This is a genomic window from Allosphingosinicella sp., from assembly GCF_036387615.1.
Lineage (GTDB): Bacteria > Pseudomonadota > Alphaproteobacteria > Sphingomonadales > Sphingomonadaceae > Allosphingosinicella.
On record NZ_DASVTH010000009.1, the window covers coordinates 17,575 to 29,509 of the forward strand.

Here is an 11,935-nt window from a genome sequence, read left to right on the forward strand (position 1 = left end):
GTCAGGCTCTGGCTGCGGCCTCAGAAACGCTAGCGCCATCACGTCTATCCCGCTCCGCGTCTGCTCCGTCTTCGCTCGTGCCGGTCACCCGATCCACCGCGATCCCGGCAGTCAGGCCGTGAACGATCGTTGAAAGCAGGATCGTGAAGGCGATTGTAGCCCAGAGTTGCGGCTCGTTGAGCAGTTCCACGTGGTGCCCGGCATAAGCGAGATAGTAGATCGATCCGATCCCGCGAACGCCGTAGAACGAAACGACCAGGCGCGCCCGTCCGCGCATCGCCGTCCCGATGAGCGACACCCAGCCGACAAACGGCCGGATCAGGAAGATGAGCGCAGCGCCGATCGCCGCGTGGCTCCACTCGAAATAGGGCAGGAGACTCGGGATTGCAGCGCCGAGCGCGACCAGCAGGATCGCGGTCAGCGCATGCTCCAGCGCCTCCGAGAAATCGTGGAGCTTGCGATGAAAGTGATGACCGGTCTCCAATCGCCGCAAAGCGAAGCCGGAGATGAAAGCGGCAATGAAGCCGTAGCCTTCCACCAGTTCGGTGAACCCATAGGCGAGCAGCACGCCTGCCAATGCGATCACGCCGGAACCGGTGTTGGAAAGCGCATTCTCCCGCGGCCATTCGAACATGACTTTGCCGAGCAACCAGCCGACGGCCGCTCCGGCCGCGCCACCCACCGCAACTCGATAAACGATATCGCGCACGATCCATTCGCCTGCCAACGCCCAGCTCAGGCCTCCGGCGGCGGCAATCGCGATGCCGAGATGTACGAAAGGAAAGGCGAGGCCGTCGTTCAACCCCGCTTCCGTGGTCAGCGTATACCGCACCGGATGTTCGCCGCCTTCATGAGGCGGACCTACCTGAACGTCGCTGGCGAGGACCGGATCGGTCGGCGCGAGGATTGCGCCGACCAGCAGGCCGCCAGCCAGCGTCATGCCGGCTACGGTCCACCCGACGATCGCGGTGAGGAGGATGCAGATCGGCATCGCGACTACGAGCAGTCTGACCGTGGGCACCCATCTTCCCCGGCCGGGGATGCGGTCGATGCGAAGCCCGGTGCCGAACAGGGCGACGACAACGCACATTTCGCTCACGATCTCCCAAGGGCGTGGGTTCGCCACTGGGTTGAGCGCGGCCGGCATGCCCGGGATCAGCGAGAAAGCCGAAAAGCCCGCCAGGATCAGGAGCGCCGAGGTCGCGGGCTCGCGCCCCGACAGGAAGCGGGGCAGCCAGAAGGATAGGATGATAGCCGCGCCTACCGCTGCGAGCAGGATGTGATAGGCCTCGAACCCGAACACTCGTCACCTTTCGTGCGGCATCTCTCCCCGCCGAGCGACGGCAACGGCAGCCTCGTTAACCGCCCGAGTCCGGTCAGGTTCCGACGAACAATGGATAGTCGGACTGCATAATCTCAGGAAATTCGCCAGCAGCGCATGGCCTTCTTCGCTGGCCACGCTCTCGGGATGGAATTGCAAGCCATGGATCGGCAGTTCGCGGTGGCGCAGTCCCTGCACGGTGGCGTCCGGCGCGGTCGCGTTCACCATCAGGCAGGGCGGAACGCTGTCCGGCGCGACGGCGAGGCTGTGATAGCGCGCCACGGTGAAAGGCGAGGGAAGGCCTGCGAAAACTCCGCTCCCATCATGATCGACCGGGCACGTCTTGCCGTGCATCGGCGCGCCCGCCCGCGTCACCTCCCCTCCGAACGCCTGCGCGATCGCCTGGTGACCGAGGCACACACCCAGCAGGGGCCGCCATGCCTCAGCGCAAGCCTCGACCAGCCTGAGCGAAATCCCGGCCTCGTCCGGTGTCCCTGGACCCGGCGAGATCAGGATTCCGTCCGCCTCGCTCGCCATCGCCTGCTCGACCCTGATCTCGTCGTTACGGGCCACCCGCACGTCCGCCCCAAGCTCGCGCAAATAGTGGACCAGATTCCAGGTGAAGCTGTCGTAATTGTCGATGACAAGGATCATGTGCTTCGATGGATAAAGGAACGACGAGCTGCGCGTCGCGCGTTTGCTCGCGTGAGCCTTACTGGACCGGCCCGCCGCCCTGAAGCTGCTGCTTGAGCGAGCGGATCTGGCCCTCGTTCCGCTCGACCTCCAGCCGGTTCTGCACGGCGCGGGCGAACTGTGCGCTATATTCGTCGCCAAGGATGCGCTCGAACTGGGTGCGGGTCGCCTGGATGAGCTGGGGCTGGCTCGCGGAATTGCCGGGGACAGTATTCTCCGTGTGCACGACGAACCAGCCCGCGCCGCCCGGTGCGGCGAGGATCTTGGCGCGTCCCTTGGGGAGGCTGAACAGCATCACCAGCGGGGCCGGCACCTGCTGCCCGGACCGGGCGATGTCGATCCGCCGGGCGCTGATCCGCTGCAAGGGCTGCAGCCGGACGCCCGCGCTTGCGAACGCCTGGGTGGGCGCCATGCCACGATTGATCTTGTCGGCAAGGCTCTGGGCCAGCGTCCGCGCCCGGGCGGAGGCGCGATCGCGGATCAGGTCCGCACGAACCTGCTCGCGGATTTGAGCAAGGGCGGGCGGGGCGGCCGGCACGATCCGGCTGACGGCGACGATCGCGAACTGGGCCGGCCCCATCGTCTCCACCACTGGGTCCTCATCGGCGCTCATGTCGAACCCGGCTTTCAGGATCGGCTGGAGTTCGGGCGGGGCACGAAACGCCGGGTCGGCCGGATTCTGGCCGGTGGCGGTGAGCGCAGGGGTCTCCTGAATGCGAAGCCCGTTGGCCTGTGCCGCTTCTTCCATGCTCGCGCCGCCGCCAAGTGCATCGTCGATCCGGGTGACGAGATTGGCGAGCGCCTCCTGGCGCTTGCGCTCGCTCACCTGGGTGACAAGCTCGGCGCGCACATTGTTGAAGGGAACGGCCGGGCGGTTGTTGATCGCTTCGACACGAACGATGTGCCAGCCGAGCGCGGACTGGAGCGGCTGCGTGGTCCCGCCCTGCGCCGCGGAAAAGGCGGCATTCGCCACCGCCGCGTTGGTCAGCCGCTCGAACGCCTGCCGCTCCTGAGCGCCAAGACGAGTGTCGGCGACGCTAAATCCGGCCTGGCTTGCGGCCTGCGCAAAGCTCGTCCCGCCGGCCAGCTTGGCCGCGAATGCGCGGGCGGCCGCCTGGCCGGGCAGCACGACCTGGCTGAGGTCGCGGCTCTCGCGCGCGGCATATTTGGCGCCGGCATCTCGATAAGCGGCCTGGAGCTCGGCTTCCGTCGGCTGCGCGGCGGCCGCGACCTGTTCGGCGCCGATCGGGGCAAAGCGGACGACGCGTCGCTCGGGCACCGCGTAGCGCGCCTGGTTCTGCCGGAAAAAGGCGGCGATCTCAGCGTCGCCAGGTGCAAGCCCGGCCGCAACCGCCTCGGACGTGACCAGGCCGACGCTGCCGCTCCTCTGCTCCAGCAGCAGCGAAGCATATTGCTGGGCAAGGCCCTGCGGCACGAACGGGGACCCACCGACCGGGACCAGGATCTGCCGCTGGATCAAACTGCCTTCGAGATCCTCGCGCAGCTGCTGCTCGGAGATGCGCTCCGATCGCAAGGCGCGCTGGAAAGCCTCGGGATCGAACTGGCCGGCCAGATTCTGGAAGGCCGGCACGCTGGCGATCTCGCCATCCACCATCCGCTTGGAGGCGGCAAAGCCCTGCTCGCGGCCAAAGCCCAGCATCGCCTTGGCCGTGACCAGCTGGTTCAGGATTTCCTCATAGCCGCCCCCGCGGAAGAAGGTGGCGAGGTCGAGCTCCGGATTCTGCTGGCGAAGCCGGTCGATCTGACGGTTCACCTGGTCGCTGATCTCGGTCGAGGTTACCGTCTGGTCCCCGACCTCGACCAGGGTGTCGCCGGTGGTGGCGGTGGTGCCGCCGCCGCCGAGCCCGCCCATGCCGTCGGTTCCGAACCCGGTCGCGACGATCGCGAACAGACCGATCCCGAGGACGACCAGCATGAGCTTGGAAGTGATGCCTTTGCGAAAGAAATTGAGCATGAAGGGTCCGGCGGGGAAGGGAAGGTCCGGCGCGTCATAGGAAGGGCGCTGGACGGCGGCAAGCTTGGCGCGCGCCCCCCGCCTTGCTAGGCGCGCCCGCAACCGATCGGGACAAGAGGGAAACGGGCGTGCGTCGAAAGCTGGTGGTCGGCAACTGGAAGATGAACGGCAGCCTTGCCCAGCTGAAGGAGCTTGGCGCGATCGCGAGCGCCGCCCGCAATTCGCCCGGCGTCGACGTCGCCGTCTGCCCGCCCTTCACCCTGATCGCGCCGGCCCGCGCCCGCTCCGCCGGCTTGGCCGTCGGCGCGCAGGACTGCCATGGCAAGGACAGCGGCGCCTTTACCGGCAGCGTCTCGGCCGCCATGCTCAAAGAAGCGGGCGCCCGGCTCATCATCGTTGGCCATTCGGAGCGCCGCGCCGAGCACCGCGAATCCGACGCAGCGGTCAGGAGCAAGGCCGAGGCCGCGCTCCGCCAGGGCCTGCAGGCGATCGTCTGCGTCGGCGAAAGCGACGAGGAGCGCCGCGCGGGGAGGGCGGTCGAGATCGTCTCCGGTCAGCTCGCCGGCTCGCTTCCGCAGATCGGGGAAGGTGAGGGCGAGATCGTCGTCGCCTATGAGCCGATCTGGGCGATCGGCACCGGCAACACCGCCACCCCGCAGGACGTCGCCGAGATGCACGCCGCGATCCGCGCCGAGCTCGGCCGCGCGCTCGGCGGCCGCGGCGGCTCCGTCCGGATCCTCTACGGCGGCTCGGTCAAGCCCGACAATGCCGCCGAACTGTTCGCCGTCCCGGACGTCGACGGCGCACTGGTCGGCGGGGCCAGCCTCACCGCCAAGGACTTCGTCCCCATCATCGAAGCCGCGGCGGGAGCCGGCCGCTAGTTGATCGGGGGAGCCCCATCCCCTAAGTCGCTCCCCAACCTCCTCCAACCAGGGACCTCATCGAAGTACCACTTCGATGGGATAGCGACATGCTCTTCACCTTCATTCTCATCGTCCAGACCATCGTCGCGGCCGCGCTTGTCGCCGTGATCCTGATGCAGCGCTCGGAAGGCGGCGGCCTCGGCGTCGGCGGCTCCTCCTCCGGCCTCATGACCGCGCGCGGCGCCGCCGATTTCCTGACCCGCGCCACCGCCATCCTCGCCGGGCTATTCGTGGTCCTCTCGATCGTCCTCGCCGGCCTCGCCGCCGTGCAGCGCGCGCCGACCACGATCGATCCGTCGCTGTCCCGCCGCCCGGCCTCGACTACCCCGGTCGGCCAGCCCGCGCCGGTCCCGGGCGCCGTCAACTCAGGGCAGGTCCCGCTCGCCGACGACCCGCTCGCCGGCGCCGCCGCCGCGGTCCCGGCCGCCAACACCAGCTCCGCGCGCGACCAGATCCGCCCGGTCCCGGTTCCGGCGAACGAGGCCGCCCCGAAGCAGTAATCCTCCTTCGAGACGCCGCTTCGACAAGCTCAGCGGCTCCTCAGGACGAGCGGTTTGGGAAGCTGGAGCCGCTAATCCTGAGGAGCCGATGAGCGAAGTCGAAGCGGCGTCTCGAAGGACGCACCGCCCCTTTTACCCTTGCCCAATCCGCCCGCCCGCCGCTAACCCTCGACTCCCATGGCCCGGTTCATTTTCATCACCGGCGGCGTGGTCTCCTCATTGGGTAAAGGCCTGATGGCCGCCTCGCTCGCCGCCCTCCTGCAGGCGCGCGGCTACACCGTCCGCATCCGCAAATTCGACCCCTATCTGAACGTCGATCCGGGCACGATGTCGCCCTATCAACATGGCGAGGTCTACGTCACCGATGACGGCGCCGAGACCGATCTCGACCTCGGTCATTATGAGCGCTTCACCGGCGTCGCCGCCCGCCAGAGCGACAACATCACCACCGGCCGCATCTACCGCGACATCATCGCCAAGGAGCGCCGCGGCGACTATCTCGGCGCCACCGTCCAGGTCATCCCGCACGTCACCAACGAGATCAAGGCCTTCGCCCGCGCCGAGACCGACGGCCACGACTTCATCATTTGCGAGATCGGCGGCACCGTCGGCGACATCGAATCGCTGCCCTTCATCGAAGCGATCCGCCAGCTGCGCAACGATCTCGGCACCGACGAGACGGGCCGCAAGAACGCGGTCTTCATCCACACCACGCTCGTCCCCTACATCGCCGCCGCCGGTGAGCTGAAGACCAAGCCCACCCAGCACAGCGTCCGCGATCTCACCAGCCTCGGCATCCAGCCCGACCTCCTCCTGTGCCGCGTCGATCGCCCGCTCCCGACCAGCGAGCGCGCCAAGATCGCGCAATTCTGCAACGTCCGCGTCGAGGCGGTCATCCCCGCGCTGGATGCCAAGAGCATCTACGCCGTCCCGCTCCAATATCACCGCGAAGGCCTCGACGCCGAGACCCTGCGCGCATTCGGCATCCTCGACGCCCCGGAGCCGGACCTCGGCCGCTGGGAGGGCGTGATGGACGCGCTCGGCAACCCGGAGGGCGAGGTCACGATCGGCGTGGTCGGCAAATATGTCGGCCTCCAGGACGCCTACAAAAGCCTCACCGAGGCGCTCGTCCACGGCGGCATCGCCAACCGCGTCAAGGTCAACATACGCTGGCTCGACGCCGAACTGTTCGAGCATGAAGCCGCCGAGATCGCCCCCGATCTCGAGCCCTGCCACGCCATCCTCGTCCCCGGCGGCTTCGGCGAGCGCGGCAGCGAGGGCAAGATCGCCAGCGTCTGCTTCGCCCGCGAGCGCGGCGTCCCCTTCTTCGGCATCTGCCTCGGCATGCAGATGGCCTGCATCGAAGGGGCCCGCAATCTCGCCGGCATATCGGCCGCCAGCACCACCGAGTTCGGCGAGACGGAAGAGCCCGTCGTCGGCCTCATCACCGAATGGATGGACCCGGCGGGTCTGGCGCAAAGAAGGCACGCCGCGGGCGACCTCGGCGGCACCATGCGCCTCGGCGCCTACCGCGCGAAGCTGGACGGCAACAGCGTCGTCCGTTCCATCTACGGCGAAGCGGAGATCAGCGAACGCCACCGCCACCGCTACGAAGTCAACGTCCACTATCGCGACGCCCTGGAGCGCGGCGGCCTCGTCTTCAGCGGCATGAGCCCCGACGGCGCGCTGCCGGAGATCGTCGAGCGGCCGGATCATCCCTGGTTCGTCGGGGTGCAATTCCACCCGGAACTGAAGAGCAAACCGTTCGAGCCGCATCCGCTGTTTGCGAGCTTCATCGAGGCGGCGGTGAAGCAGAGCCGGTTGGTTTAGTCAGGGCACCGTTTAGCGTTTGCGCAGAGCCGCTGCAAAGCTCGGATCATCTGCCGCCCGCTTGGCACATGCGACTAACTCGTCTCTTGCTGCTTCCGGCTCGGCGGCAACGGCTACTAAGACGGGCTTCATCTCGCGCATCACCCCAATAACATCGTCCCGCTCGGCGGCATTTGCTCGTGCACGCGCCGCATACCATTCGAAGGTCATCGACAACGCTCGCTTCTGTTCGGCTGTGGCTTTCGGGTTCGACGCTGCATCTTTCTGGAAGACGTATGTCACTGCCGTGCAGTGTCCATCGTTTGCTGGGTCCAAGTTCGAAGCCTGCGCGGAACCGCATCCGGCAGTCATGAGCGCTACAACCGCGAGCGCGGAAGGGATCCCAAATCTCATCTAGTCTTCTCCGACGGCTTTTGCCTGCTCCCTTTTCTTGCACTACAAGCCGTTGATACATCGTTGCAGACGATAGGGGGTTGGTTCAGGACCGCGAAAAAGGTGAACCATGGCTAACAACAAACATCGCGGCACGACGCTCGACAGCTTCCTCGAAGAAGAAGGCGTGCTGCCGAGATTTCAGGCCAGGGCGATCAAGGAAGTCATCGCCTGGCAGCTCGCCAAGGCGATGCGCGACCGCAACCTCAGCCAGAACGCACTCGCCAAACTCATGCGCACCAGCCGCACCCAGGTCGCCCGGGTCCTCGACCCGAATGATGGGAACGTGACGATTGAGACCTTGCAACGCGCTGCCGCCGTCGTTGGTAGGCGTGTCGAACTTCAACTCGTATAAGGCAGGTGGTGAATGGTGCCGGCGAAGCCTCTCCGCAGCGAGCGGGACTATGACGCCGCGCTCGCGGAAATCGAGACACTTCTGACGGCGCGCGCCGGAACGGCGGAAGGCGACCGGCTCGACAGTCTCACGACCTTGATCCAAGCCTATGAAGCCGAGACCCACCGGATCGCCGCGCCCGACCCGATCGCGCTGATCGAGGTTGTAATGGAGCAGCGCGGCCTGGCGGTTGGCGTTGCAGCCTTTTCCTGGGCGGTCGCGGTCGGGGGTCCGAAGTGCTGGCGCGCAATCGGCCGCTCACCCTTGCAACCATACGACGGCTCCATGTCGGACTCGGCCTGCCAGCAGACGCGCTGGGGCGCCCCTACCCGCTTCAGGGAGCGAAGGCGGTCTGAATGGTCGACGGTACGCGCGGTTCGACGCCCGACAGCGTCGCGTTCTCGGCACCTGCGTCGCAACGCTGTGCGGACACCACAAAGATGACATTCAAGCCTGCGCGCTTTCTGCTAAAGCTTTGGAAATTCGGCCGTATCACAGACGGTGATTGACTCGCGGGCTGACTCTGGTCAGCCTGTCTTGTCGGCAGCGGCAGCGGCCGTGGTCCAGAGGGGGAAATAGGATGAGCGTCAGAAAAACTTCGTCTGATCGGTTCACGGCGGATGACAGAGTTATCAGGTCCAGCGCTCATGACGCAAGCCTTGATCCCCTCGCCGGCGGCACTTTCCAGGGCAAGGAGATCTACACTCTTGATCAGGTCGTCGGTCAGATTGATGCCGGCGCCCCGCTAACCGACGGCAACGGCGTCATCACCTACACCTTCCTGACGAAGGATCATCTTACCGGCCTCTACAACAATCCGACCATCGGCTTTTCCGCTGCCGCCGGCCTTTCGCCGTTCAGCGAGGTGCAAAAGGCCGAGGCCCGGCTCTCGATCCAGCTTTGGGATGACTTGGTCCCGCTCTCCTTTGAGGAAACGAACGGTACCGGCGGAGACATCCAGTTCTCGAACTCCCTCGATCCGGCTCAGGCCTATGCTTATTATCCGACTAAGGAAGGCTGGAAGTTCCAGAGCGACGTTTTCGTCAACGATCCTTACGTCGACAACGTGACCAACCTTTGGTTCGGCGGTGGTGGGTACGGTTCGACGACACTCGTCCACGAAATCGGTCACGCGATCGGATTGTCCCATCCCGGTCAGTACAATTACGATCCGAACGTGACGCAAGACTATAACGGACTTGCCGAGTACGCCCAGGATACCACGCAGTACAGCATCATGTCCTACTGGGATGGCAACATCACGGGGCAGTTCACGCGAAATTGGCTCACGCAGCAGACTGCCTATTCGCAAACACCGATGCTGCACGACGTTCTTGCAGTTCAGTCCGTCTACGGAGCCGATTTGACGACGCGGACCGGCGACACGACGTACGGCTTCAACTCGAACGCGGATCGCTACGTCTACGACTTCGGCAAGAATCCATATCCAAACGTCACGATCTATGATGCCGGAGGTGTCGACACTCTGGACCTGTCGGGCTTCAAGGCAGGCAATTTCATCGACCTCCATGATGGCGCGTTCAGCTCCGTCGGTCAGTCGATCCCCACCTTGTCGGAAGTGAATGCCGCTCGCGCAGCATTGGGCGAACAGCTCGGTGTCTCCCTGCGGGTCTGGACGCAGCGGGACCTGGACGCTGCGGTACGTGACGGTTTGCCTGGGATCACCAAGGCGATTGCCGCGGATACGGGCGTGTCGGGCGTCGCCGCCACCGAATATATGAATCTCAGCATCGCCTACGGCACCGTGATCGAGAATGCGATCGGGGGTTCCGCCAGAGACGTGATCTGGGGCAACGATGTCGCGAACAGGCTTGAAGGGCGGGGCGGCAACGACGTCCTGAACGGCTTTGCCGGTTCGGACACCTTGGTTGGCGGCCAAGGGGCGGATACGTTCGTATTCAGCACGCTTGAGCGTGGCGACACGATCCTGGACTTCGCGAGGGGGGACAAGATCGACCTCAGCCAGCTCGACGCCAACAGCAAGGCCGTGAGGGATCAGGCGTTCACCTTCATCGGGAATGCGGCATTCACGAAGAAGGCCGGTGAACTTCGGTACGACGGCTCGACTCTGACGGGCGACGTGAATGGCGACGGCGTGGCCGACTTTGCGGTGTCGATCGCCAATCACGCTGCGCTCACGTCGGCAGACTTTATCCTGTGAACAGAGGCCGGTGGGGGTTCTTGAACCCCATCGGCTTTTCATCCCGGTCTTGTCATTCCGCGAAGTGATTACCTCGGGCTCGGGAGGAGGACCGATTAGGCGGTGCGAACTTCGTCATTGCTAAGCCGGCCTACGGTGGCATCCGTAGCGCAAGCGCACAAGAAAAGGCTGTCGGCGGGTGAGGGCGCGCCGTCCCGAATACGCGCAGGATGGCTCAAGCCCGCACCGCGCCCTTCAATCGCGCCGCCACGTTCGGATCATTGATCCGGCGGTAGCGGGCTTCGACGAAGCTGAACAAGCCGAACAGCAGCAGGCCCAGCGCGACCCCCGCCAGCAAGGTGCCGGAGAGCGAGCCGAGCGCCTGCTCCATGCCGCCGACGGGGGCCGCGCTGTCGGCCAGGCCCGCCTGGAGCAGCGACCAGCCGATGATGGCGAACACGAGGCCTCGCGCCGCATAGCCGGCGCGGCCCAGCCACATCACCCACGCCTGGCGCGCCACGCGCCCGTCGAGGTGGCGGAGGAAGTCGGCCTTGGCCGCCTTGACGAGCTGCCACAGGCCAGCCCCGATCAGCACCGCGCCGGCGACGAGCAGCAGCAGCGGGCCGCCGGGCAAGGCGAGGACGGTGGCCGCGCCCTGTTCGGCGCCGCTCTGTCCGCCGCCTGACCCGCCCCGCCCGAACGCGAGATTGGCGGCGACGATCGCCAGCCCGATGTGGATGATTCCGCTGAGCGCCCCGCCGATCCGCGCCGCCATTCCCTTGGCGTCCGTGCCGTGGCCTTCGGTATCGAGCAAAGCTTCCGACACCCGCCACACGCCATAGGCGACGAAGCCGAGCGCCATGACGCCGAGCAGCAGCTTGCCGCTGCCCTCGGCCAGATAGCCCAGCGCGCCTTCGCCGCTCTCCGTCTGGCCGAAGCGCAAGGCGAGGTAGCCGATCACTACATACATCAGCCCGCGCGCGGCAAAGCCGACCCGGGTGAGCATCTCAAGGCTGGGCAGGCTCGGCATACGCGGGCTCCTTTCCCTTTGAACGACGGGGGCAGGGCGGTCGTTCCGTGAGCGTCACGAGCGGGCGAAGAGGGGCTGTCCTACAGCCGCCCCGCTCGCTCATACCCCGCCAATGTCTTACTCACCCCTGCCGCCGCTCAACGCCGGAATGCCTGCGCGGCAACTTCAGCAACATCCGCCGCGTGCAGTCGCGCTTTTGCAAGCGGTCGCGCCGACGCTATGGCAGGGTCGCTTCAGGAGAATGCACGTGACCCGATCGATCCTGCCCGCCTTGTTTCTCCTCGCCGCGTGCGGCGGCGGCGGCGGGGCAGGGGGGAGTGAGGAGGCGGCGGCGCCGCAAGCGGCGGGGCCCGACGCTCCGGCCAGCGAGGCCGATCTTGCCGCCGACGCCGCCCTCGCCAACGAAGCCGCCGCCGAGGAGGCCGCCGACATCGAGCAATTTGGCGGCAACGCCGCGGCCGATCAGGGCGCCAACGCGACGGCCGAGCCGCCCGGCAACGCCCAATAGGCGCTGGCACTTGTTGACATCCCGACCGGGATCGTCGAGGAGCGCGCGGTCGCGAAGGGCATCCGCCCGCTCGCGCGCTTGGGTATGGGCGGTCCCCTTTTTCGATCGCCTGGCCCGGAATGCCTGATCGGGGTTCCCGTCGAAGTGCTACTTCGATGGGGTCCGGCA

12 protein-coding genes are annotated in these 11,935 nt (G+C 66.3%); 7 read left to right on the forward strand and 5 right to left on the reverse strand.

The features are described 5' to 3' along the window. Position 1: 1 nt before the first annotated feature. From VF631_RS01425 to VF631_RS01435, 3 genes are read right to left on the reverse strand one after another with little or no spacing between them, the layout of a single operon-like run. A complete protein-coding gene (locus VF631_RS01425; protein WP_431848479.1) occupies positions 2–1,303 on the reverse strand; it encodes a cation:proton antiporter in 1,302 nt (433 codons plus the stop codon). 3 nt (positions 1,304–1,306) lie between these two features. Further along, positions 1,307–1,975 (reverse strand): anthranilate synthase component II, encoded by a 669-nt coding sequence (locus tag VF631_RS01430; protein ID WP_431848480.1) that lies wholly within the window; start codon positions 1,973–1,975, stop codon positions 1,307–1,309. 58 nt (positions 1,976–2,033) lie between these two features. Continuing rightward, positions 2,034–4,091 carry a SurA N-terminal domain-containing protein gene (locus VF631_RS01435; protein ID WP_431848481.1) on the reverse strand — a complete coding sequence of 686 codons (2,058 nt, stop codon included), beginning with the start codon at positions 4,089–4,091 and terminating at the stop codon, positions 2,034–2,036. 26 nt (positions 4,092–4,117) lie between these two features. On the opposite strand from VF631_RS01435, the gene tpiA reads away from it, so the two are divergent. The 3 genes from tpiA (at position 4,118) to VF631_RS01450 (ending at position 7,242) form a co-directional block, all read left to right on the forward strand. Continuing rightward, positions 4,118–4,870, forward strand: a complete 753-nt coding sequence (gene tpiA / locus VF631_RS01440) for a triose-phosphate isomerase (protein ID WP_431848482.1) — start codon at positions 4,118–4,120, stop codon at positions 4,868–4,870. An 89-nt stretch (positions 4,871–4,959) separates the two neighbouring features. Beyond that, positions 4,960–5,412 (forward strand): preprotein translocase subunit SecG, encoded by a 453-nt coding sequence (secG, locus tag VF631_RS01445; protein ID WP_431848483.1) that lies wholly within the window; start codon positions 4,960–4,962, stop codon positions 5,410–5,412. Positions 5,413–5,589: 177 nt separating this feature from the next. After that, positions 5,590–7,242, forward strand: a complete 1,653-nt coding sequence (locus VF631_RS01450) for a CTP synthase (protein ID WP_431848484.1) — start codon at positions 5,590–5,592, stop codon at positions 7,240–7,242. Positions 7,243–7,254: 12 nt separating this feature from the next. Here the strand turns inward: VF631_RS01450 and VF631_RS01455 are convergent, their stop codons facing one another. Next, positions 7,255–7,524, reverse strand: a complete 270-nt coding sequence (locus VF631_RS01455; protein ID WP_431848485.1) for a hypothetical protein — start codon at positions 7,522–7,524, stop codon at positions 7,255–7,257. Between the two features lie 220 nt (positions 7,525–7,744). Here VF631_RS01455 and VF631_RS01460 point away from each other — a divergent pair, with 220 nt between their 5' ends. The 3 genes from VF631_RS01460 (at position 7,745) to VF631_RS01470 (ending at position 10,250) form a co-directional block, all read left to right on the forward strand. Continuing rightward, the gene (locus VF631_RS01460) at positions 7,745–8,029 is read left to right on the forward strand and encodes a helix-turn-helix domain-containing protein (protein WP_431848486.1); all 285 of its coding nucleotides are present in this window, start codon (positions 7,745–7,747) and stop codon (positions 8,027–8,029) included. Positions 8,030–8,041: 12 nt separating this feature from the next. Continuing rightward, positions 8,042–8,512 carry a helix-turn-helix domain-containing protein gene (locus tag VF631_RS01465; protein ID WP_431848487.1) on the forward strand — a complete coding sequence of 157 codons (471 nt, stop codon included), beginning with the start codon at positions 8,042–8,044 and terminating at the stop codon, positions 8,510–8,512. Positions 8,513–8,648: 136 nt separating this feature from the next. Continuing rightward, complete coding sequence (locus VF631_RS01470; protein WP_431848488.1) at positions 8,649–10,250, forward strand: M10 family metallopeptidase C-terminal domain-containing protein; 1,602 nt, start codon at positions 8,649–8,651, stop codon at positions 10,248–10,250. Positions 10,251–10,464: 214 nt separating this feature from the next. Here VF631_RS01470 and VF631_RS01475 read toward each other — a convergent pair whose 3' ends face one another. Then, positions 10,465–11,259, reverse strand: coding sequence for a DUF1206 domain-containing protein (locus tag VF631_RS01475; protein ID WP_431848489.1), 795 nt, complete (start codon positions 11,257–11,259; stop codon positions 10,465–10,467). Between the two features lie 247 nt (positions 11,260–11,506). Between VF631_RS01475 and VF631_RS01480 the strand changes: the two genes are divergently transcribed. Further along, positions 11,507–11,767 (forward strand): hypothetical protein, encoded by a 261-nt coding sequence (locus VF631_RS01480; protein ID WP_431848490.1) that lies wholly within the window; start codon positions 11,507–11,509, stop codon positions 11,765–11,767. Positions 11,768–11,935 lie beyond the last annotated feature (168 nt).